Here is a 22,265-nt window from a genome sequence, read left to right on the forward strand (position 1 = left end):
GTACAATTTACACCGCACCGTCATCCTCAGGCCTGCAACGTTGAGAAGAGGTCCACGTGTCGATTGCTGAATTGAATGCCTTGCTGGACAAACGTCATTCCTGCCGCGCCTTTCTTCCGGACCCGGTACCGCAAGACCAGATCGCGCAGATCGTGACCAGCGCGTCCCGGGTGCCAAGCTGGTGCAACGCGCAACCTTGGCAACTGGTCATCACTAGCGGAGACGAAACCGACAGGTTCCGCGACGCGATGTCAAACGAGGCGGAAAACGGCACACCGGCCCCCGATCTTCCTTTTCCCGTTTCCTACTCCGGCGTGTATCAAGACCGCCGCCGGACGTGCGGCTGGGCACTCTACAGCGCGGTTGGCGTAGAACGGGGGGACCGCGAAGGGTCGGCGCAGCAAATGATGCAGAACTTTGCCCTGTTTGGCGCACCACATTGTGCCATCATCTCAAGCCCGGCAGAGCTTGGACCTTATGGTGCAATGGATTGCGGCGGCTTTGTCACGGCTTTCGCGCTCGCTGCTCAGGCTTTGGGCGTGGCAACCATCCCACAAGCGGCATTGGCCGCATACAGCCCTTTTTTGCATCAGTATTTTCAGATCCCCGATGATCGTTTGATCCTGTGCGCAATTTCCTTTGGCTATTCGGATACGGATCATCCTGCAAACAGCTTCCGTACGGAACGTGCGGCATTGGGTGACTTTGTGGACTGGCGCGGCTAAACCGTCGCTCAGGCAGGCTCAACATCTCGGGGGAGGAACCAAGTGCGCGCATTGCTGCAAAGGGTGACACAGGCCAAAGTGTCGGTCGAAGGCACCGTCATCGGCACAACCGGCCCTGGGCTCATGATTCTGGTCTGCGCCATGCAGGGCGACAGCAAGGCACAGGCAGAAAAACTGGCCGAGAAAACTGCAAAACTGCGGATTTTCAAGGACGACGCCGGCAAGATGAACCGCTCGCTTCTGGATGTTCAAGGCTCTGCTCTGGTGGTCAGCCAGTTTACATTGGCGGCGGACACTTCCAGCGGCAATCGCCCCGGATTTTCAAACGCAGCCCCGCCCGAGCTGGGAGAGCAGTTGTACAAGGTCTTCGCCGAGCACCTTGCCGCGCAGGGCGTCGCGGTGGAAACCGGCCAGTTCGGTGCGGACATGGCGGTGGAACTTGTAAATGACGGGCCGGTCACGATCTGGGTGGAGAATTGATGGATATTGAGAAGCAAGCCGTCACGTTGTGGCAGGCCGGTGTTGAGGCCGTCGGCGGGTACGAGGCCACCCTGGCCGCCTTGCCTGATGTCCCGAAACCCGACCGTATTCTGGCCGTGGGCAAACCCGCCGCAGCCATGGCGCGGGCTGCGCTGGAACATTTCGGCACCATTCCAACGCTTGTGGTCACCAAAGACGACCATGGCCGCGACCTGCCGGGTGGGGTCGAGGTGATCGAGGCGTCGCACCCCGTTCCGGACGACCGCAGTCTTGCGGGCGGGCGGGCACTGCGCCTCGCCATGGAACAGATGGGGCCCGGATCACATGTGCTGCTGCTGGTCTCGGGCGGCGCGTCATCCCTGGCCGAGGACCTGCCTCCCGGAACATCGCTTGATGACCTCGGGGCATTGAACCGCGAACTGCTGTCGAAAGGGCTGGATATCCGCGCGATGAATGCCGAGCGTCGCAAGCTGTCGCGTATCAAGGGCGGCGGTCTGCTGTCCCATTTCGCCGGAGACCGCGCCACTGTTCTGGCGATCTCGGACGTACCCGGAGACGATCTGAACGTCATCGGCTCGGGAATCGGAGCATTGCCCGACAACCATTCCTTTGCGGCCACCACCCGGATCGTTGCTTCGAACGCGCATGCACGCAATGCCGCTGCCAAAGCAGCGGAAAAAATGGGACTGAGGGTTTTGACCAATGATGAGGCCCTGCACGACGACTATTTGAAAGTCGCGGCGCGTCTTGGGCCCATGCTGCGAGGAATGGAAAAGGGCGTGATGATCTTTGGCGGAGAACCGACCGTGGTTTTGCCTGATCACCCGGGGCGTGGCGGCAGAAATCAGGCCCTTGCGCTTGCCTTGGCCAAAGAGATTTCAGGCCAGACGGATCTTGCGGTGATCGTGGGCGGCACCGACGGCACGGACGGTCCGACAAATGCGGCGGGTGGAATCATAACAGGCGCAACCTGGGGTGATGGCGCAGATCTTGCACTTCTAAAAGCCGACAGCGGGTCTTTCCTGGAAAAAGCCAATGCTTTGCTGACAACAGGGCCAACCGGCACCAATGTCATGGACCTGGTTGTCGCGATACGTGGATGATTTGACGCTTATCATGCTGCTTTGGCCCGCAATCGACCGGAAACTACCCGGAAATGCAGAATGCACCTGAGCACCCACTCAGCAATTGCCGCACACCGGACAAGAAAGAGAGGGCTTCGGCCTTCGGTATTTAAAAGAAATAACCTTGCCCGGTCCGCGGAAATAAGCCAACGTTGACTCATGCGTCAACAAAAAGCCCCCCCAAGGGGCAGGAACCACTCAATAGGGAGAACACTCATATGAACGAACAAATCACGTATATGGCCGGTCAGGTCACAGCCGGGAAGATGACTCGCCGCGAATTCATGGGGAAAGCTGCGGCTCTGGGCGTTTCGGCTGCCGTGGCCAGCACGATGTTCGCGGACGCAGCACGCGCGGCAGGCCCGAAAAAGGGCGGTGACCTGAAATTTGGCCTTCAGGGTGGCGAATCCACGAACTCGCTGGATCCAGCGACCTATGCCAGCTCGGTTCCGTTCCAGAACGGCAAGCAATTCGGCGACCAGCTTGTAGAAGTTGCCCCCGATGGGTCCATCGAACCGCGCCTGGCGGAAAGCGTCGAAGGCAGCGCGGACGCCAAGGTCTGGACCTTCAAACTGCGTCAGGGTGTCGAATTCCACAACGGCAAGACCATGACCAGCGAGGACGTGCTGAAGACCATGCAGCGCCACTCGAACGAAGACTCCAAGTCTGGTGCTCTGGGCATCATGAAGGGCATCGAGTCAATGAAAGCCGACGGCGACAACTTCCAGGTTACGCTGTCCGAGCCGAACGCGGACCTTCCGTATCTGATGGCCGACTACCACCTGATCATTCAGCCCGATGGCGGCATGGACAATCCAGGGGCAGGTATCGGAACCGGACCGTACAAGGTGGAAGTGGACGAACCCGGTGTGCGCCACTTGTTCACAAAGTACGAGAACCACTGGAACTCTGATTTTGGCAACTTCGACAGTGTTGAAGTCGTGGTTATCAATGACGCGACCGCGCGTACCGCTGCACTGCAATCGGGTCAGGTCCACGCCATCAACCGTGTTGAACCAAAGGTCGCGGACCTGCTGGGGCGCGCACCCAATCTGACCGTGCATTCGACCGCTGGCCGTGGCCACTATGTCTTTATCATGCACTGCGATACCGCACCGTTCGACAACAACGAACTGCGCACGGCCCTGAAATATGCCATCAATCGTACCGAACTCGTAGACAAGGTTCTGCGCGGCTATGGCTCGATCGGGAATGACATGCCGATCAACGCAGCCTATCCTCTGTTTGATGAGACCATCGAACAGCGCGAGTTCAGCGTGGAAAAAGCCGCCGAGCACTACAAGAAGTCCGGTCATGACGGTTCGCCGATTATCCTTCGTGTTGCAGACGGTGCCTTCCCGGGTGCCGTGGATGCCGCAGCCCTGTTCCAACAGACAGCGACCCAGGCCGGAATTCCGCTGGAAATCAAGCGCGAGCCGAATGATGGCTACTGGTCTGAGGTTTGGAACGTGCAGCCCTTCTGTGCCTCTTACTGGGGCGGTCGTCCGGTGCAGGACCAGATGTATTCGACCGCGTATCTGTCGACGGCGGACTGGAATGACACACGGTTCAAAGTTCAGGCATTTGACGACCTGCTGTTCGCGGCTCGTGCAGAACTGGATGCCGAAAAACGCAAGAAGATCTACAGCCAGATGGGCCGCATGGTCCGTGATGAAGGCGGCCTGATCTGCCCGATGTTCAATGATTTTGTCGAAGGTGTCAGCAACCAGCTGGATGGTTGGGAAAGCGACCCGACGCAGGAGATGATGAACGGCAACATGTCCCGCAAAATGTGGTTCGTCTGATACGGGCATCGGACAATGCATCCTATCATAAAACTGGTTTCCCAGCGCCTCGCGCTGGGAATTCTATTGCTGTTCGGCGCTTCGGCCTTGATTTTTGGCCTGACCGAAGCTCTTCCCGGAGACGCCGCGCAAGCCGTCCTGGGGCAGTCCGCAACCCCCGAGGCCTTGGCCAACCTTCGCGAAGAAATGGGCCTGGATCGCCCGGCCCTGACCCGTTATTTTGAATGGCTGGGCGGCATCGTTCAGGGCGACCTTGGCCAATCGCTGACCAACAAGCTTGATATTGCCGAGAGCATCGGAAAACGCCTCGGGAACACGTTGTTCCTGGCTTGTGTTGCGGCAATCGTATCCGTCCCGCTTGCGATTTTCCTTGGGCTACTGGCCGTCCGGTACCGCAATCGCTGGCCCGACAAACTGATTTCCGCCGTCACGCTGACAACGGTTTCTATCCCCGAGTTCCTGATCGGCTACGTCGTGATCTACTACATCTCGGTCAAACTGGGATGGTTTTCCTCGCTTGCGATGATCAACGACTCGATGTCGTTCTGGCAAAAGCTGAACGCGATTGCGCTGCCTGCCTTCGTTCTGACATTGGTGGTCCTGGCGCAGATGATGCGGATGACCCGCGCTGCAATTCTGAACCTCATGCAATCAGCCTATATCGAAACGGCCGAACTCAAGGGCCTGAGCACGTTTCAGGTCATCGCGCGACATGCCTTTCCCAACGCAATCTCACCCATCGTGAACGTTGTCATGCTGAACCTCGCCTACCTCGTTGTTGGCGTCGTCGTGGTCGAAGTCGTGTTCGTCTATCCCGGCATGGGGCAGTACCTTGTGGACGCCGTGACCAAACGTGACGTGCCGGTCGTTCTGGCCTGCGGCGTGGTGTTCGCGGCTGTGTACATCGGCCTGAACATGGTCGCGGATATCGTCTCGATCCTTGCAAACCCAAGACTGAGGCATCCGAAATGAAGAACATTCCTATTTCGGCTCTGATTGGCCTCATGTTCACCGGCGCCTATTTCTTCGTGGCAATCGCAGCCCCGTTGATCGCGCCTTACGGGATGGCGGAAGTGGTCGGCGATGTATGGGAACCGGCCAGCGCCGAGCACCTGCTGGGCACCGACAACATCGGCCGTGACCTGCTGACCCGCATGATCTATGGCGGGCGCACGACGATCTTCATTGCCGCCGCCGCGACATTGCTCAGCTTCTTGACCGGTACATCGCTTGGTCTTCTGGCCGCCGTTCTGGGCGGTTGGGCGGATCAGGCGCTCAGCCGGACGGTCGATCTGATCATGTCCATCCCTACGCTGATCCTTGCGCTGGTCATTCTGGCCATCGTTCCGGTCACCGTTCCGATCCTGATCCTTGTCATGGGTCTTCTGGATGCGACACGCCCCTATCGCCTGTCGCGGTCCGTCGCCGTGGACATCAACGTGATGGATTATGTCGAAGCCGCGAAACTGCGTGGTGAGGGGCGGATGTGGATCATCTTCCGGGAAATCCTGCCGAACGCATTGTCACCGCTGGTGGCCGAGTTCGGCCTGCGGTTCATTTTCATGGTGCTGTTCATCTCTACCCTGTCCTTCCTGGGTCTCGGCGTTCAACCGCCGCTGGCCGACTGGGGTGGCATCGTGAAGGAAAACAAGGACGGCATCGTCTATGGCATTGGCGCGGCCCTGTACCCCGCCGTGGCCATCGCGACGCTCGCAATCTCGGTCAACCTTGTGGCTGACTGGATCCTGAACCGAACCACATCGCTGAAAGGAGGTCGGGGATGAGTGATACCCTTCTCAAGGTCCGTGACCTCAAGATCGGCGCGACCGTTTACCCACCGGGTGAGAAACCCCATGACATCGAAATCGTGCACAGGGTCAGCTTTGACCTGGAGCGCGGCAAGGTACTGGGTCTGATCGGTGAATCCGGCGCAGGGAAATCCACCATCGGTCTTGCCTCGATGGCCTATGGCCGGGGTGGCGTCGAAATCACCGGCGGCGAGGTCTGGGTCAACGGGCGCGACATCCTGAAATCATCGCATAGCGATATTCGGAATCTGCGCGGGGGCGAGGTTGCCTATGTCTCGCAATCCGCTGCCGCGTCGTTCAACCCAGCCAAGAGGATCATGGATCAGGTTGTCGAAGCGGCTGTCGAGCACAAGAAGTTTTCTCGCAAAGAAGCTGAAGGCCGCGCGCGCGAACTGTTCGCAAAGCTCGGCTTGCCCGATCCTGACAACATCGGCAGCCGCTATCCGCATCAGGTCTCGGGCGGTCAGTTGCAGCGTTGCATGACTGCGCTGGCACTGTGTCCTGAACCCGATCTGGTGGTGTTCGACGAACCGACCACGGCGCTTGATGTGACCACCCAGATCGATGTTCTGATGGCAATCAAGGATGCCATACGCGATACCGGCGTTGCTGCTTTGTACATCACGCATGATCTGGCGGTCGTTGCGCAGGTCAGCGACGATATCATGGTTTTGCGGATGGGTGACACAGTCGAATACGGCAGCACCGACCAGATCATCAACAACCCGCAGGAAGAATATACGCAGGCTTTGGTCTCGGTGCGTTCGATCGAGCACGAAGAAAAGCAGCCCACACCGGAACCGCTGCTTACCGTTGACGGGATCACCGCGCGCTATAAGGGGCTGAACTTCGACGTGCTGCACAACGTCAATGTCGAGCTTCATCCGGGGCAGACACTGGCGGTCGTGGGCGAATCCGGCTCGGGCAAATCCACGCTGGCCCGGGTGATCACCGGCCTGTTGCCGCCGCGCGATGGCGAGATCCGTTTTGCCGGTCGCACGCTGTCGCCGGACCTTGCGGGGCGGTCTCGCGAGGATCTGCGCGAGTTGCAGATGATCTATCAGATGGCAGACGTGGCAATGAACCCACGCCAGACCGTCGGCACCATCATCGGCCGCCCGTTGGAGTTCTATTTCAACATGCGCGGCGCTGAGAAACGTAAACGGATCATCGAGTTGTTGGATGAGATCGAGCTGGGCGAAAAATTCATCGACCGCTATCCTGCGGAACTGTCCGGAGGTCAGAAACAGCGTGTCTGTATCGCCCGGTCACTGGCAGCCAAGCCAAAGATGATCATCTGTGACGAGGTCACTTCGGCACTGGATCCGCTGGTGGCGGACGGCATCCTCAAGCTGCTGCTGGACCTGCAAAAGATCGAGGATGTGGCCTATCTGTTCATCACCCACGATCTGGCGACGGTCCGCGCGATCAGCGACAGCATCGCGGTGATGTATCAGGGTCGCGTGGCCCGTTATGGCTCGAAGAGTCAGGTGCTGAGCCCGCCCTTCGACGATTATACCGACCTGCTGCTCAGTTCGGTGCCTGAAATGCACCTGGGCTGGCTGGAAGAGGTCGTCGCCCATCGCAAGATGGAAAGCGCCGGTAACTGATCCGGTTCGTGACATTTCGATGAAGGTTTGAATCCCGGCACCTTGTTTGAAGACAGGTGTCGGGATTTTGCTATTGGGGGCGCAAAGTGGCAGCCGATAGACGTCGAATCTCTTAGGGTCGCCGGAACGCAATGTCTCTCAAAGGGCCTCGACATGGACCGCAAGCTTCTCCTCATCATTCTGGACGGTGTCCCCTATCGCAATTTTCGCCGCCTGTTCGGCAATCTCGAAGGCTGGGTCGACAGTGGTGAAGCACGGCTTTGGAAACTGCGTGCCGTGCTGCCTTCGACATCGGCCAGTTGCTATGCGTCAATCCACACGGGCGTGACACCGCAAGAGCATGGCTGCACCGGGAATGGAAACGTCTTCCGGCTGAGCCACAAGGACGTGTTCAGTCAGGTGCGTGAAGCCGGTGGTGTGACCGGGGCGGTGACACACAGCTATTGGTCGCAGTTCTTCAACCGTCATCCCTTCGATTACGTCCGCGACATCGAATACGACGAGCCCGAAAGCGCGACGATCAACCATGGTCGTTTTCACAGCATGACCGGCTATGGCAAAGCCAACCAGATGACGCCATCCGATGTCGATCTGTATGCCACTCTGACCAATCTGTGCCTGCGTTTCGGGCTGGACTATGGCATTCTGCACACCTGCACGCTGGACAGCATGGGCCACCGTTTTTTCCACGATTGTGAAGAAATGGATCACGCCTGCTTTGTTGCCGACGAAATGCTTGCGCCTTTCATCCCCCGCTGGCGCCAGTTGGGATATGAAGTGATCGTCACCGCGGATCATGGCCAGGACGAGCGCGGCCACCACGGTGGGCGCGGCCCGCTGCAACAGGAAACGGCGCTGTACTATTTCGGTGACGCAGAAGGGCCAGACGCCGAGACCGTCATAAGCCAGTTGCAATTGGCCCCGACCATCCTGAGCCGAATGGGTGCCCCCATTGCAGAGACAATGAAGGCGGAACCGTTTCTGCGGTAATGGCCATGCGGCTTCGGGGCCGCTTATGCGGCCTTCGCCGCCACCACTGTCGCAAATACCTGGTATCCGTAAAGCGACCCGTTTCGAGCACGTCTTTCGTGCTCGGCCACAAGCCCCGCTGCCAGTTCTTTTCCGATATCACCTCGCTCGTACATTTGCTTGGTGGTCAGGTCGACCCAAGGCAACATCTGCTCGGGTGTCGAGACAACTCTGCTTTGCACGTCAAAGTGTTTCACGGATAGTCCGGCATCGGAAATCATTGACCTGAGTTTTGCGACGACAAATGGATCGGTCACAAACTCGCGGACGAACTCTTTTGCGCAGATATCCAGTGGATCATTCGGAAAAGAGCTGAACGTCGCTTTGGAAAAATCAGCGTCACACACAATCAACAGACCATCAGGCTTCAGCACTCTGAAAGCCTCGGCAATCAGAGATTCGGGGTCTTCTACATGCGTGAGCACCGTGTGCATGATAACCGCATCGACGGTTTCATCTTCCAAAGGCAGCGCGGCACCGTCCGCCACTTTAAACGTCAGGTTCGAATACTCTTTAGCCCGATCGTTGGCTTCCGAGACAAACCCTTTCGAAGGTTCAAAACCTATGACGTTCGCCGGGTGGCAGTGTGATGCGATGCGACGTGTGACGGCGCCTGCACCGGCCCCAACCTCGACAACCGTTGATGCATCCGTGACGTTCAGATGACCCAGATAGGCGGCAACGATCCGTTCCATGGCCGGGTCCGCTTGCCGTTGGTCCATTGAATCCGCAAACAACTTGATGAATTCAGGCCCGGCGGCATCAACGTTCTGGAAGGGGTCGGTCATAAGGTAAGATCTCCTCGGAGAATTTGAGTGAGCTTACCACAGCCAGCCGCTTTTCGGCATACAGGCCCCAAAAAGGACCAGAGCCTTCAAATCACTGCATCAGTCGTAGGACCAGATCCCCTGCCCCAGCGCTTCTATCGCAACCGAAATACGTTCAAAACTGTCAGCCGCACGTTTCACCGAGGTTCTCGCGCGCAGATACCCGTGCACAAGACCGAATTCATTGATCCAGTGGGCCTGCCCGCCCGCCGCATTGATCCGACTGCAATAAACCTGCCCGTCGTCACGCAGCGGATCGCAATCAGCCGTTACAACCACGGTCGGCGGCAGGTTTGAAAAGTCACTGTCCTGCAACGGCGCATAGGTCGGATCGCCCTGGGGCGGATCGCCCGCGCATCGGACGGTTTCATAAAACTTGATTTCATCCAACGTCAGCAAGGGGGCCTGGGCATGTTCCTGGTAGGACCCCCGGGTGCGGTCCCCACCGAGGCCCGGATAGATCAGCACCTGCCCCAGGATTCCGTCCAAACGCCCGCGCGCGTAGTGGGATACCGCAGCAGCCAGATTTCCACCGGCGCTGTCACCGGCCAAAATCAATGGGTCTCCGAATTTGGTTGCGGCCCAGTTCGCTGCCGCCCAACAGTCATCAAACTGTGCCGGGTGCACATGTTCAGGACACAGCCGGTAATCGACGGCGACGACCCGGTACCCGGTTTGGGCGCATAATTCAGCGCAAACATCGTCGTGACTTTCCAGACCACCAACAACGAAACCGCCACCATGAAAATAGATGACGGTTCGGGTTGGTTGCCCGGCAGAGTAAATTCGGACCGGAACACCATCAGCGGTCCGGTCTTCTGTTTCCACCCCAGTTGGGCGTGGTTGGCGAAAGTCCTGACACATGGTGTCATAGACACGGCGCTGATCCTCGATCGACAGATCGACCGCGTCATCGGGATAGCTTTCTGCCGTGCGACGTATGAACGCCCAGGTTTCTTCGTCGATCAGGCGTTCATAGTCCATTGTCCCTCCGGCTTATTCAGACCACTCCCATGGCCGGGTGTATACCCCCAGCACTTTTGCAACATCGTCTTCCGAAGATCCGTTCGCGTCAAGCTGCGCGACAAGGCCGCGCTTCTTGTCATCGATGACAGAAACAACCCGCGCCGCCAATCCTGCATCCTCAAGTGCGCCGTTGTAGATACGAGTGATGGCCTGTTTCCGAAGATTAGGCTTGAACACCTTGCCAACCGCCGTTTTGGGCAGCTCATCCAGAATGGTCATGTGCTTGGGTTGCGCCGCGCGTTCATGCACGTGAATCTTGCAGTAATCCATCAGCTCTTTTTCTGTGACCGACGCGCCCTCGACCAGTTCGACAAAGGCGCAGGGAACTTCACCGGAATGCGCGTCCGGCTGGCCGATGGCACCGGCAAAAGCAACGGCGTCATGGCCCAGCAAAGCCTCTTCGATCTCGGCAGGGTCGATGTTGTGACCGCCACGAATGATCAGGTCCTTCGCGCGACCGGTGATCCACAGATACCCATCTTCGTCGAAGCGCCCCAGATCGCCCGTGCGCAGGTACTTGTCGAAGTGATACAGGTTAACGTTCTTGTCGGCCTCGGTATAGGTATTGCCCGAATAGACACCCGGGTTCGAGATGCAGATCTCACCGATTTGATCAGTGTCGCACTCGGTCGGTCCATCTGGCCCATCCTGCAAGATCTTGACGTCTGTATAGGGGAAGGGAATACCGATGGATCCGATCTTTTTCTCACCATCTACCGGGTTGCACGAGACCAGACACGTGGCCTCTGTCAGACCATACCCTTCGACAATGGTGACGCCGGTCGCTTCTTCAAACCGGCGGAACAGCTCCACCGGCAACGGGGCCGAACCCGAGAAGGCCGTTTTTACGCTTGAGATATCGGCATCGACCGGGCGCTGCATCTTGGCTGAAATCGCAGTTGGCACGGTGATGATGAAGCTCACCTTCCAACGCTCGATCAGCTTCCAGAAATTGTCGAACACCCCGTCGCCGCGATATCCCTGTGGCGTCGGGAAAACCACATGGGCACCGGAGGATACGGCCGCCATCACAATCACATGCACCGCGAAAACGTGGAACATGGGCAGCGGGCACATGATGACGTCGTTTTCGTCAAACAGAAGCGTGCTTCCCAACCAGCCGTTGTAGATCAGGCCGGAATACTTGTGCTGCGCCACCTTCGGCATACCCGTGGTACCGCCGGTATGAAAATAACAGGCGACACGATCTTCCTTGCTGTCTTCAAACGTCAGCGTCGTCTGCTGCTTGGCCAGTTCCGTGTGGAAGTTCTTGTAATCCGCATGGGCCAGCTTTTCCTTGTCGCCCATCTTGGGGCGCAGGAACGGCACCAGCCATGATTTGGGTGGGGTCAGATACCGGTTCAGATCAATTTCCAGAATGGTATTGACCTTGGGTGCGTGGCGCACCGCCTCTTCGACCTTCTGCGCGACATCTGTTTTCGGGAAGGATTTCAGCGTCACCACGACCTTGGCGCCGGTCTCGCGTAGGATCGCTGCGATCTGTTCCGGTTCAAGCAGGGGGTTGATCGGGTTCACGATCCCCGCAACCGCACCGCCCATCATCGTGACCAGTGTCTCGTTGCAGTTGGGCAGCACATAGGCGACCACGTCTTTTTCACCCACACCCAGCGAGCGGAACAGGTTCGCCGCCTGGTTGACCTGGCCCAGAAGTTGCGACCAGGTCAGCGTTTCGGCCTTGTCCTTCGGGCCCGAGAACAGTTGGAAGCTCATGGCTTTGTGGTTGGGGAACTTCCCTGCGGTGCGCGACAAAAGCTGATGGAAGGTGACGGGCAAATCCCGATCCTCCCACGGCATTTCCTGTTCCATGCGCTTCTTGTCTTCCAAACCCACAAAGGCCATGTGGTTCCTCCCGTATTATTCTCCCGCGTTTTGCGCGGGCTTGTTATGCGCAACCAAGATGGAAGCAAAACGAACCTCGCGCAAGCGAGGCCTTAGCCTTCAAAGGGAGTAAAATGTAGAATGACGCTACGGCGAATGTGCAAGTGCCGGAGCGTCACTCTTATTCTGCGGCGACACCATCGGTGAACTGCAACCGTGCAAGGCGTGCATACAGCCCGTCCTGAGACACCAGATCCTCGTGGCGGCCTTGTGCCACGATGCGGCCTTCCTCCAGCACAACGATGCGGTCGGCTTTCTTTACGGTTGCCAATCTGTGCGCGACGATCAGGGTCGTGCGCCCGGCACGCATCTTGTCCACCGCGCCCTGCACTGCGCGTTCACTTTCCGCATCCAGCGCCGAAGTCGCCTCGTCCAGCAGCAGAACCGGCGCGTCGCGCAGGATTGCACGGGCAATGGCAATACGCTGCTTCTGCCCGCCGGACAGCATGACACCGCGTTCGCCGACAAAGCTGTCATATCCTTCGGGCAGGGCCGCGATAAAGTCATGCGCGGCAGCGGCCCGGGCGGCGGCCTCGACTTCTGCATCCGAGGCGTCCAGACGGCCAAAGCGGATGTTTTCACGCGCGGATGCAGCAAAGATCACAGGGTCCTGGGGCACCAAAGCCATGTGGCGGCGAAAGTCTGACCGGTCGAGGTCGCGCAGATCAAGACCGTCCAACGTCACGCGGCCCGAGTTTGGATCATAGAAGCGCTGGATCAGTTGGATCACGGTTGTTTTTCCCGCCCCCGATGGCCCGACGAATGCGACCGTCTCGCCGGGTTTCACCAAAAGCGAGAGATGATCCAGTGCAATCGTATCGGGGCGCGCCGGATAGCGGAAGCTGACGTCTTCAAACCGGATTTCACCCTGAACGTCTTTGGGCAGCGCTGTGGGATTGGCGGGGTCGGTGACGGTATCTTCTGCATGAAGCAGCTCGACCAGACGTTCGGTGGCACCTGCGGCGCGCTGAAGTTCGCTCCAGATTTCGGACAGGGCCGCGACCGAGCCCGCCATGATGATCGAATAGATGACGAACTGGATCAGAACGCCTTCGGTCATCACGCCATTTCGCACGTCGTTGGCACCCATCCACAGAACACCCACGATACCCGAGAAGACCAGGAAGATCACGATCACCGTCAGAACCGCGCGGGTCTGTATGCGGCGCAGCGACACGCGGTAGGATGTCTCGGTCATCTCACTGAACTGCTGGCGGCTGGCCTGTTCATGAGAAAAAGCCTGAACGGTCTGCACCGCGCTCAATGCCTCACCGGCGTTGCCGGACGAGGCCGCGATCCAGTCCTGATTCTCGCGGCTGATCACGCGCAGGCGGCGGCCAAGTACGAGGATAGGCACGATGACCACCGGGATCAGCAACAATACCAGCCCGGTCAGCTTGGCGGATGTCAGCAGCATCAGAACCAGCCCGCCGACGAACAACAGTATGTTTCTCAGGGCAATGGACACTGACGAGCCGAGGACCGATTGGATCAGCGTCGTATCGGTGGTGATCCGGCTTAGCACCTCTCCGGTCATGATGCGTTCGTAGAATTCCGGGCTCATGCCGATGACCCGATCAAACACCGCCTTGCGGATATCGGCCACCACCCGTTCGCCCAGACGGGTCACAAGCGCGTATCTGATACCGGTGCCCACGGCCAGAACAGCGGCAATGCCGAGCGCGGCCAGAAAATACCAATCCAGAAGCTCTCCATCCTGAATGCGGAAATTGTCGACGACGCGCCGTACTGCCAGTGGCAGCGTCAGGGTCATGCTCGCCGTCAGAATCAACGCCAGCGTCGCGCCGATCATCAGGAACTTGTAGGGTTTCATGAACGGCCAAAGCGAGGCCAGAACCCCAATCTTCTTTGAACGCGCGCGTTCCTCGGAGGCTCCGGGCGCGGCGGTATGCGTTGGCTTGCTGGCGGCTTGTCTTGCCATGTCTGGCCCTTGTGTCCTGATCGGTACTGAGTGACCGCTTTCTTGGAGGTACAGTCAAGTATGGTCAAGCATCACAACCACAATCGGCAGGTCGAAAGGGCCATTTGACGCAGAATTTCAGGGAAGGAGTGGAGCGGGTAGACGGAATCGAACCGACATAGCCTGCTTGGAAGGCAGGGGCTTTACCATTAAGCTATACCCGCAAATGGTCTGCGCTGGTTAAGTCATGCTTTCGGGATCGTCAAGCCGGAAGTGGCAAATTTAGTGGCGCAATTTTTCCGATACAGCCCGGCCCGACACCGGCCCGTCAGTCCTGATTGCGAAATATCCGGGTCGAGGAAAAGAACCGCTCCAGTTCTTCGATCCGTTCCTTGCTTTCTTCCCATCGTGCCTCCTGCACTTCTGCAATCAGCGTTTCCGAGATCAACTGCAAGGCAATGGTCGAATCCCAACTGGATGGTGCCTCGACCAATGCGTGGAAAGAATAATTGGCGGTCTTTCCGATCGGTGACCCCCATTGATCCGTAAACAGCACAACGGTGACGCCCCGGCCCGAGGCAACCTGTGCCAGCTTCTCCAGATGCGCCTCGTAACGGCGGATGTCGAAAATCACCAGAACGGATGATTCATCCATATCCAGCAGGTATTGCGGCCAGACATTCGCCGAATTGCCCAGCATCGTCACATTGGGACGGATGATCTGCATGTGATTGAACAGGTAATCCGCGTTTGACCGGGTGATGCGGCCGCCAACGACGTAAAGATGGCGCTCTGTCTCGGCCAAAAGATGCGCGACGGTATCGAACATCTCTTTGTCCAGACGTTCCAGCGTGTGGCGCATGTTGGTCCATACCGCCTGGGCAAAGCGCGTTGTCGGATGTTCCGCCTCATCATCCACAACCCAGGCGTCCCGTTTCGAGATCGGCTTCTTGATCTGCGCCGCCACTTCTTCACGCAGCGCATCCTGCAAGTCGGGGAACCCGTCAAATCCAAGCTTGCGCGCCATGCGAATGACGGTCGGGGTCGAAACCTGCGCCGCGGCGGCCAGCTTGGTGATCGATTGCAAACCGGCCATCGGATAATCCTGCAACAGGACCGAGGCCAACTGACGTTCAGACCGTGTCAGATCGTCCAGTTCATCCTGAATCCGCTGTTTGACAAGTTTGGCAACGGTGGCCATCGGCGCCCTCGTTTCTTGAATTTGTTACAGAATATGTTCGTTTGAAATTTTGTCTACAGAAATTTTCTTGACAGGTGAGAAGTTGCTGTAACAAATGCTACCTATGCGTCACGAGACCGAGTCATCATTGCTTTTGCCGGCGGAAGCCCCGGCAGCCCGCGTGCTCAATGCGCACGGTCGCGCGCCTGCTGTGCTGATATGCGAACATGCAAGCCGGTTTATTCCTGCCGCGCTGGATGGATTGGGGCTGGATGAGGCGGCGGCCAGCTCTCATGCGGCCTGGGACATCGGCGCGCTGGACCTGTCGGTGGAGCTGATGGGCGCTTTGGATGCGCCGCTGGTCCACTCGCGCGTCAGCCGGCTGGTTTATGACTGCAACCGACCGCCCGAACGCGAAGATGCCATGCCGCAGGTCAGCGAAGTGTTTTCCGTTCCCGGAAACATGAACCTGACAGATGCCCAGCGCGCCCAGCGGGTACGCGATGTCTATGAACCTTTCAAAACGCTGGTTTCGTCCACTTTGGACGAACGGCCCGAACCTCCGGTTGTCATCACGATCCACAGCTTCACGCCTGTCTACAAGGGAACCCCCCGAACGGTAGAGCTGGGAATTCTTCATGACGCAGACGACCGCGCCGCACAGCTGATGCTGAGCCACGCGGAAGGCTCAGGACTACGCGTGGCTCTGAATGAGCCCTACTCGGCCACGGATGGCGTCACGCACACGTTGCGCGAACACGCGGTCCGGCGCGGGCTTCCAAATGTCATGATCGAAGTCCGAAACGATCTGATCGACACCGCAGAAGGCGTGAATCGCATTGCGGGATTGCTGACGCCAATTCTGCATTCGGTCATCAAAGACATATCGCACGCAGAGGCGAAACCATGAAAACAGAGGTATCGAGATGAATTTCATGCGGGGATATGTGGCGGTCATTGACCGCACGAACCGCTGGATCGGGCGCGTTGTCATGTACGGAATATTCGTCATGATGGGCATCCTGCTCTGGTCCTCGATCTCGAAAACGTTCTTTCTGCCATCGCTATGGACACTGGAGATGGCCCAGTTCGCAATGGTCGCCTACTACATTCTGGGCGGCCCTTATTCGATCCAGATGGGGTCCAACGTCCGCATGGACCTGCTGTACGGCGAATGGTCCGACCGCCGTCGAGCGTGGACGGATGCGATCACCGTCCTTTTCCTGATCATCTACCTGGGCGTGATGATCTACGGCGGATACGACTCGCTGAGCTATTCGCTGCAATATGGTGAACGCAGCCCGACCGCGTGGCGTCCCTATCTGTGGCCAATCAAGGTCATCATGGTCGTGGGTCTGTTCCTGATGCTGCTTCAGGCAATCTCGGAACTGTTCAAAGATATTCTGCGCCTCAGGGGCGATGACATCCCGCGCGAGGTGATCTGATGTCTTACGAGTTGATCGCCATCCTGATGTTTTCGACCATGATGCTGATGCTGATGACCGGGCAGCGCGTTTTTGGCGCGATTGGTTTTGTTGCCGTGATGGCCGCCCTGTTCCTGTGGGGAGATCGCGGCGGCTATGACATTGGCTTTTCGGCCGCCATGAAACTGATGAAATGGTATCCGCTGCTGACGCTTCCGATGTTCATTTTCATGGGGTACGTGCTGGCCGAGTCCAAGATCGCAGACGATCTGTACAAGATGTTCCATGTCTGGATGGGCGGTCTGAACGGTGGGCTCGCGATTGGCACGATTGGCCTTATGGTGCTGATCTCGGCCATGAACGGGCTGAGTGTCGCGGGCATGGCCATCGGAGCGACCATTGCGCTGCCGGAACTGCTGAAACGCGGCTATGACAAGAAGATGGTGACCGGGGTGATACAAGCCGGGTCATCACTGGGTATCCTCGTACCACCCTCCGTCGTGCTGGTGCTTTACGCGATGATCGCGCGCCAGCCGGTTGGGCAGCTGTGGCTTGCCGGGCTGCTTCCCGGACTGATGATGGCTGCAATGTTCATCCTGTATATCGTGATCCGCTGCCGCATCAACCCGGCCTTGGGGCCTGCTCTGTCAGCAGCGGAACGCGACGTATCAATGGCAGAGAAAATGCGCCTGCTGCGCGCGGGCCTTCTGCCTTTGGGTATTTTCGCCGCGATGATGGTGCCCTTCGTCAACGGCTGGACCTCACTGGTCGAAAGCTCGGCCATCGGTGCCTTGACCGCGTTCGCCGCAGCCATCCTCAAGGGACGCATGACACGTGAGGTTTTCGAGACGTCTGTGCGGTCAACGCTGGGCATCACCTGTATGTTCATGTGGATCATCCTGGCTGCGCTTGCCTTTGGCGCTGTATTCGACGGGTTGGGTGCCGTTCGGGCAATCGAGAACCTGTTTACCGAACGGCTGGGCCTGAACCCGTGGGTGATCCTGATCTTGATGCAGCTCAGCTTTATTCTGATGGGCACGTTTCTGGACGACACGGCCATGCTGGTGATCGTCGCGCCTTTGTACGTGCCACTCGTGGGGGCAATGGGATTCGACCTGATCTGGTATGGGGTTCTGTACACGATCACGACCCAGATCGCCTATATGACACCGCCCTTCGGTTACAACCTGTTCCTGATGCGTGCGATGGCGCCGCCAGAGATTTCGCTGCGCGACATCTACGGGTCAATCCTGCCCTTCGTGATGGTGATGACGCTGGCGCTGGCGATCATCATGACATTCCCGCAGATCGCGCTGTGGCTGCCTGAATACATCTACAACAAATGATCCCGGATCAAACCGGGGCTTCGCGGGCAATCCCCGCACAATCGAAACTGACCAACGGAGAGAGAGAATGACGAACAGACGTACATTTCTGAAAGGTGCTGCGGCCGCTCCCGCCGCTGCTCTGGCGACGCCTGCACTGGCGCAATCGACCATCAGATGGCGGATGCAGACCTATGCCGGCCCGGCGCTGGCCGAACACGTGATCGACCCGGCCATCAAGATGTTCAACACGATCGCCGGTGACCGGATGCAGATAGAGCTGTTCTATGCCGACCAGCTGGTTCCAACGGGCGAGTTGTTCCGCGCCATGCAGCGCGGCACGATTGATGCCGTTCAGTCGGATGATGACTCGATGGCGTCACCCACCGAGGTCACCGTGTTCGGCGGCTATTTCCCCTTTGCCTCGCGCTATTCGCTGGACGTGCCGGTTCTGTTCAACCAGTACGGGCTGAACGAGATCTGGGACGAGGAATACTCGAAAGTCGGTGTGAAACACATCTCGGCCGGTGCCTGGGATCCGTGCCACTTTGCAACGAAGGACCCGATCAACAGCCTGGCGGACCTTCAGGGCAAACGTGTGTTCACCTTCCCGACCGCGGGCCGCTTCCTGTCTCAGTTCGGCGTTGTGCCGGTCACCCTGCCCTGGGAAGACATCGAAGTCGCGGTGCAGACCGGCGAGCTGGACGGCATCGCGTGGTCCGGCATCACCGAAGACTACACTGTCGGCTGGGCGGATGTGACCAATTACTTCCTGACCAACAACATCTCGGGCGCCTGGGCCGGTTCGTTCTTTGCCAACATGGATCGCTGGAACGAGCTGCCCGAAGATTTGCAGACCCTGTTCCGCGTTTGCACCGATCAGTCACACTATTATCGTCAGTGGTGGTACTGGGGCGGCGAAGCCAGCCTGCGCGTCAACGGAGACAAGATGCAGCTGACGTCGATCCCGGACGAAGAATGGGCAACCGTCGAAGCCGCGGCCGTTGCCTTCTGGGATGAGATCGCAGCCGAATCTGAAACCAAGGCGAAGGTTGTTGAAATCTTCAAACAGTACAACGCCGACATGCTCAAGGCTGGACGGCCGTACCGCTACGGCTAAGAATTGGCCAGGCGACCCGCCCCTTGCATGGGGCGGGTCAAACAGGACGAATGGCCGATGATGGATTTCGGCAAAGACAAAGGTGGCACATGCTCACGTTCGAACATCTGAAAACGCAGGTATCCGAAGGTTCGGTTGATACGGTTTTGGTCTGCATGGTGGACATGCAGGGCCGGTTGATGGGCAAACGCTTTCACGCGGGCCATTTCGTGGCTGGCGCATGGGAAGAGACACATTGCTGCAACTACCTGCTGGCCACCGATCTGGAGATGGCAACACCTGATGGCTATGCCTCGACCAGTTGGGAACGGGGCTATGGCGATTATGTCATGAAGCCGGACCTCAGCACCCTGCGCCCGGTGCCGTGGCTTGAGGGCACGGCGATGGTGATGTGTGATGTGCTGGATCATCACACCCATGAGGAAGTGCCGCACGCGCCGCGTTCAATCCTGAAAAAGCAGGTAAACCGTTTGAAAGCCATGGGCTATGACGCCATGACGGCGACCGAGCTTGAGTTTTTCCTGTTCGAGAAAAGCTTTGACCAGATCCGCAAGGAAGGGTTCCGCGATCTGGAGCCGATCTCGGGCTATAACGAAGACTATCACATCCTTCAGACCACCAAGGAAGAACATGTGATGCGCCCGATCCGCAACCATCTGTGGGATGCGGGTATTCCGGTTGAGAACTCCAAAGGTGAGGCCGAGACCGGACAGGAAGAGCTTAACATCAAATACGCACCCGCGATGGAAACAGCCGAGTATCACTCGATCGCCAAGAACGCTGTGAAAGAGATCGCGTGGCAACATGGTCATGCGGCGACCTTCCTGCCGAAATGGCATCACGATAAGGTGGGCAGTTCGTCCCATGTGCACCAGTCACTGTGGGCGGATGGACAGCCTGCCTTCTATGACGCTGGGGATGATCTGGGCATGTCGGCGCTGATGAAAAGCTATATGGCCGGTTTGCTGAAATATGCCCCTGATTATACCTATTTCATGGCGCCCTACATCAACAGTTACAAACGCTTCATGAAAGGTACCTTCGCGCCAACGCGGATCATCTGGTCCGTGGACAACCGCACTGCCGGGTTCCGCCTATGCGGTGACGGCACCAAGGCCGTACGTGTCGAGTGCCGGATTCCGGGCTCAGATATGAACCCCTATCTGGCGATGGCCGGCATGCTGGCGGCAGGGATCGCGGGCATCGAGGAAGGGCTGGATCTGCAACCGCCGACCAAGGGCGACGTTTATCAGGGTGAGACTGCCATGATCCCGGGCAACCTTCGTGCGGCGCGGGATGCGCTGCATGGTTCGAGCATGTTGCGGGCGGCCATGGGAGATGACGTCGTCGACCACTATACCCGTGCCGCGGAAGTCGAGATCGAGGAATTCGAACGCGTGGTCACGGATTGGGAAATCGCCCGCGGGTTCGAGCGGGCGTGAAGTCGGGTCGTGCTGGGGGCTCTGCCCCCAGACCCCCGGGATATTTTTGGCCAGATGAAGCAGGGTTCCTGTTTCTTTCGGAAATGGAGTGAAAATGGGGCAGATGTTGAAATGTGTCTCGCCGATCGACGGATCGGTTTTTGCCGAACGTGAAGTGTTGTCGCGAGAGGCCGCTTTCGGGGCCGCGGCCCACGCTCGGGCTGCTCAGGCGGACTGGGCGGCCCGTCCGTTGCAGGAGCGGATTGATCTTGTGATGGCTGGCGTGGCCGCCGTTGGCGCCATGAACGATGAGATCGTGCCCGAACTGGCCCATATGATGGGTCGCCCGGTGCGTTATGGTGGTGAATTCGGTGGATTCAACGAACGCGCAAGCCACATGGCGAAGATTGCAGAGACGTCTCTGGCAGATATCGCCGTGGGCGAGGATGCGACGTTCAAGCGTTATATCAAGCGCATCCCGCATGGGGTGGTCTTTGTGGTGGCACCCTGGAACTATCCTTACATGACGGCGATCAACACGGTCGCACCGGCGCTTATCGCGGGCAACACGGTCGTCCTGAAACACGCGACACAGACCTTGCTGGTGGGCGAGCGCATGGCAAAGGCGTTCCATTCGGCAGGAGTGCCCGAGGACGTGTTCCAGAATGTGTTCCTGAGCCATGACGTGACCAACGATCTGATCGCGGGCAATGCATTTGATTTCGTGAACTTCACCGGATCAGTCGGCGGCGGTCAGGCGATGGAACGTGCCGCGGCCGGCACGTTTACCGGCGTCGGCACTGAACTGGGGGGCAAGGACCCCGGCTATGTCATGGACGACGCCGATCTGGATGCGGCGGTCGAGACGCTGATCGACGGGGCCATGTTCAACTCGGGCCAGTGCTGTTGCGGGATCGAGCGGATCTATGTCCACGAAAGCCTCTATGACGACTTTGTCGCCAAGGCAGTGGGCATCGTGCAGGGCTACAAGCTGGGCAACCCGCTGGACGCCGAGACAACGATTGGCCCGATGGCCAATGTGCGGTTTGCCGATGAGGTGCGAGCCCAGATCGCCGAGGCGGTTGCATCCGGCGCGGTCGCGCATATCGACACCTTCGCAGAAGACGATGGCGGCGCGTATCTGACACCGCAAATCCTGACCAATGTCACCCATGACATGCGCGTGATGCGGGACGAAAGCTTTGGGCCAGTGGTGGGCATCATGAAAGTGTCATCCGACGAAGAGGCCATCGCATTGATGAATGACAGTGAGTTTGGCCTGACCGCCAGCCTGTGGACCCGGGATGTGGATCGTGCGGTGCGGGTGGGTGACCGGATTGAAACGGGCACTGTGTTCATGAACCGCGCCGACTATCTGGACCCTGGCCTGTGCTGGACGGGCTGCAAGAATACCGGGCGTGGCGGCGGTCTGTCCGTGATTGGATATCACAACCTGACACGTCCCAAATCCTACCACCTCAAAAAGGTAACGGGCTAAGGACGACGGCCTGCTTCGGACCCACCCCCTCGCCGAAGCAGGC

The 22,265-nt window shown here is 58.5% G+C and carries 19 protein-coding genes and 1 tRNA gene; 14 read left to right on the forward strand and 6 right to left on the reverse strand.

Annotation, left to right across the window (positions count from 1 at the left end):
* The first annotated feature begins 56 nt into the window (after positions 1-56).
* The 8 genes from AC2FF8_RS04665 to AC2FF8_RS04700 all read left to right on the forward strand — a co-directional run bounded on the left by AC2FF8_RS04665 (position 57) and on the right by AC2FF8_RS04700 (position 8,542).
* Positions 57-725: a nitroreductase gene (locus AC2FF8_RS04665; RefSeq protein WP_496879033.1), complete on the forward strand. Its 669-nt coding sequence runs from the start codon at positions 57-59 to the stop codon at positions 723-725.
* Positions 726-767: 42 nt separating this feature from the next.
* A complete protein-coding gene (dtd, locus tag AC2FF8_RS04670; RefSeq protein ID WP_496871708.1) occupies positions 768-1,205 on the forward strand; it encodes a D-aminoacyl-tRNA deacylase in 438 nt (145 codons plus the stop codon).
* Complete coding sequence (locus AC2FF8_RS04675) at positions 1,205-2,308, forward strand: DUF4147 domain-containing protein (protein ID WP_496879034.1); 1,104 nt, start codon at positions 1,205-1,207, stop codon at positions 2,306-2,308. Before dtd ends, AC2FF8_RS04675 begins: the two co-directional genes overlap by 1 nt.
* Before the next feature lie 239 nt (positions 2,309-2,547).
* On the forward strand, positions 2,548-4,134 hold the full coding sequence (locus AC2FF8_RS04680) for an ABC transporter substrate-binding protein (protein WP_257599155.1): 1,587 nt from the start codon (positions 2,548-2,550) through the stop codon (positions 4,132-4,134).
* Positions 4,135-4,149: 15 nt separating this feature from the next.
* Entirely contained in the window at positions 4,150-5,106 is a 957-nt protein-coding gene (locus AC2FF8_RS04685; RefSeq protein ID WP_170343601.1) for an ABC transporter permease, read from the forward strand.
* Complete coding sequence (locus AC2FF8_RS04690) at positions 5,103-5,918, forward strand: ABC transporter permease (RefSeq protein WP_425078677.1); 816 nt, start codon at positions 5,103-5,105, stop codon at positions 5,916-5,918. Before AC2FF8_RS04685 ends, AC2FF8_RS04690 begins: the two co-directional genes overlap by 4 nt.
* Positions 5,915-7,552: an ABC transporter ATP-binding protein gene (locus AC2FF8_RS04695; RefSeq protein ID WP_496879035.1), complete on the forward strand. Its 1,638-nt coding sequence runs from the start codon at positions 5,915-5,917 to the stop codon at positions 7,550-7,552. The genes AC2FF8_RS04690 and AC2FF8_RS04695 overlap by 4 nt, the downstream gene beginning before the upstream one ends.
* A gap of 153 nt (positions 7,553-7,705) precedes the next feature.
* Complete coding sequence (locus tag AC2FF8_RS04700) at positions 7,706-8,542, forward strand: alkaline phosphatase family protein (protein WP_257599156.1); 837 nt, start codon at positions 7,706-7,708, stop codon at positions 8,540-8,542.
* A gap of 23 nt (positions 8,543-8,565) precedes the next feature.
* Here the strand turns inward: AC2FF8_RS04700 and AC2FF8_RS04705 are convergent, their stop codons facing one another.
* From AC2FF8_RS04705 to AC2FF8_RS04730, 6 genes are all read right to left on the reverse strand, one after another.
* Positions 8,566-9,369 carry a class I SAM-dependent methyltransferase gene (locus tag AC2FF8_RS04705; RefSeq protein WP_496879036.1) on the reverse strand — a complete coding sequence of 268 codons (804 nt, stop codon included), beginning with the start codon at positions 9,367-9,369 and terminating at the stop codon, positions 8,566-8,568.
* A gap of 99 nt (positions 9,370-9,468) precedes the next feature.
* Positions 9,469-10,392 (reverse strand): alpha/beta hydrolase, encoded by a 924-nt coding sequence (locus tag AC2FF8_RS04710; RefSeq protein ID WP_496879037.1) that lies wholly within the window; start codon positions 10,390-10,392, stop codon positions 9,469-9,471.
* A 12-nt stretch (positions 10,393-10,404) separates the two neighbouring features.
* Positions 10,405-12,294, reverse strand: coding sequence for an acyl-CoA synthetase (locus AC2FF8_RS04715; protein WP_496879038.1), 1,890 nt, complete (start codon positions 12,292-12,294; stop codon positions 10,405-10,407).
* Positions 12,295-12,454: 160 nt separating this feature from the next.
* Positions 12,455-14,275 (reverse strand): ABC transporter transmembrane domain-containing protein, encoded by a 1,821-nt coding sequence (locus tag AC2FF8_RS04720; RefSeq protein ID WP_496879039.1) that lies wholly within the window; start codon positions 14,273-14,275, stop codon positions 12,455-12,457.
* A gap of 129 nt (positions 14,276-14,404) precedes the next feature.
* A tRNA-Gly gene (locus AC2FF8_RS04725) sits at positions 14,405-14,478 on the reverse strand.
* A gap of 104 nt (positions 14,479-14,582) precedes the next feature.
* The gene (locus tag AC2FF8_RS04730; protein WP_170343593.1) at positions 14,583-15,455 is read right to left on the reverse strand and encodes a MurR/RpiR family transcriptional regulator; all 873 of its coding nucleotides are present in this window, start codon (positions 15,453-15,455) and stop codon (positions 14,583-14,585) included.
* A 103-nt stretch (positions 15,456-15,558) separates the two neighbouring features.
* Here AC2FF8_RS04730 and AC2FF8_RS04735 point away from each other — a divergent pair, with 103 nt between their 5' ends.
* The 6 genes from AC2FF8_RS04735 to AC2FF8_RS04760 all read left to right on the forward strand — a co-directional run bounded on the left by AC2FF8_RS04735 (position 15,559) and on the right by AC2FF8_RS04760 (position 22,222).
* The gene (locus AC2FF8_RS04735; RefSeq protein WP_496879040.1) at positions 15,559-16,344 is read left to right on the forward strand and encodes an N-formylglutamate amidohydrolase; all 786 of its coding nucleotides are present in this window, start codon (positions 15,559-15,561) and stop codon (positions 16,342-16,344) included.
* Positions 16,345-16,360: 16 nt separating this feature from the next.
* Complete coding sequence (locus AC2FF8_RS04740) at positions 16,361-16,879, forward strand: TRAP transporter small permease subunit (RefSeq protein ID WP_170343591.1); 519 nt, start codon at positions 16,361-16,363, stop codon at positions 16,877-16,879.
* Positions 16,879-18,204 (forward strand): TRAP transporter large permease, encoded by a 1,326-nt coding sequence (locus tag AC2FF8_RS04745; protein ID WP_496879041.1) that lies wholly within the window; start codon positions 16,879-16,881, stop codon positions 18,202-18,204. Before AC2FF8_RS04740 ends, AC2FF8_RS04745 begins: the two co-directional genes overlap by 1 nt.
* Before the next feature lie 67 nt (positions 18,205-18,271).
* On the forward strand, positions 18,272-19,303 hold the full coding sequence (locus AC2FF8_RS04750; protein ID WP_170343589.1) for a TRAP transporter substrate-binding protein: 1,032 nt from the start codon (positions 18,272-18,274) through the stop codon (positions 19,301-19,303).
* Between the two features lie 89 nt (positions 19,304-19,392).
* A complete protein-coding gene (locus AC2FF8_RS04755) occupies positions 19,393-20,745 on the forward strand; it encodes a glutamine synthetase family protein (protein ID WP_496879042.1) in 1,353 nt (450 codons plus the stop codon).
* A gap of 94 nt (positions 20,746-20,839) precedes the next feature.
* Positions 20,840-22,222, forward strand: coding sequence for an aldehyde dehydrogenase family protein (locus tag AC2FF8_RS04760; RefSeq protein WP_496879043.1), 1,383 nt, complete (start codon positions 20,840-20,842; stop codon positions 22,220-22,222).
* Positions 22,223-22,265: the final 43 nt, after the last annotated feature.

The organism is Ruegeria sp. YTSA144, assembly GCF_059610125.1.

Coding starts and splice junctions, on each gene's coding strand:
- AC2FF8_RS04675 (WP_496879034.1), top strand. CDS start 1,205: ATGGATATTGAGAAGCAAGCCGTCACGTTGTGGCAGGCCGGTGTTGAG.
- AC2FF8_RS04680 (WP_257599155.1), top strand. CDS start 2,548: ATGAACGAACAAATCACGTATATGGCCGGTCAGGTCACAGCCGGGAAG.
- AC2FF8_RS04685 (WP_170343601.1), top strand. CDS start 4,150: ATGCATCCTATCATAAAACTGGTTTCCCAGCGCCTCGCGCTGGGAATT.
- AC2FF8_RS04690 (WP_425078677.1), top strand. CDS start 5,103: ATGAAGAACATTCCTATTTCGGCTCTGATTGGCCTCATGTTCACCGGC.
- AC2FF8_RS04695 (WP_496879035.1), top strand. CDS start 5,915: ATGAGTGATACCCTTCTCAAGGTCCGTGACCTCAAGATCGGCGCGACC.
- AC2FF8_RS04700 (WP_257599156.1), top strand. CDS start 7,706: ATGGACCGCAAGCTTCTCCTCATCATTCTGGACGGTGTCCCCTATCGC.
- AC2FF8_RS04705 (WP_496879036.1), bottom strand. CDS start 9,369: ATGACCGACCCCTTCCAGAACGTTGATGCCGCCGGGCCTGAATTCATC.
- AC2FF8_RS04710 (WP_496879037.1), bottom strand. CDS start 10,392: ATGGACTATGAACGCCTGATCGACGAAGAAACCTGGGCGTTCATACGT.
- AC2FF8_RS04715 (WP_496879038.1), bottom strand. CDS start 12,294: ATGGCCTTTGTGGGTTTGGAAGACAAGAAGCGCATGGAACAGGAAATG.
- AC2FF8_RS04720 (WP_496879039.1), bottom strand. CDS start 14,275: ATGGCAAGACAAGCCGCCAGCAAGCCAACGCATACCGCCGCGCCCGGA.
- AC2FF8_RS04730 (WP_170343593.1), bottom strand. CDS start 15,455: ATGGCCACCGTTGCCAAACTTGTCAAACAGCGGATTCAGGATGAACTG.
- AC2FF8_RS04735 (WP_496879040.1), top strand. CDS start 15,559: ATGCGTCACGAGACCGAGTCATCATTGCTTTTGCCGGCGGAAGCCCCG.
- AC2FF8_RS04740 (WP_170343591.1), top strand. CDS start 16,361: ATGAATTTCATGCGGGGATATGTGGCGGTCATTGACCGCACGAACCGC.
- AC2FF8_RS04745 (WP_496879041.1), top strand. CDS start 16,879: ATGTCTTACGAGTTGATCGCCATCCTGATGTTTTCGACCATGATGCTG.
- AC2FF8_RS04750 (WP_170343589.1), top strand. CDS start 18,272: ATGACGAACAGACGTACATTTCTGAAAGGTGCTGCGGCCGCTCCCGCC.
- AC2FF8_RS04755 (WP_496879042.1), top strand. CDS start 19,393: ATGCTCACGTTCGAACATCTGAAAACGCAGGTATCCGAAGGTTCGGTT.
- AC2FF8_RS04760 (WP_496879043.1), top strand. CDS start 20,840: ATGGGGCAGATGTTGAAATGTGTCTCGCCGATCGACGGATCGGTTTTT.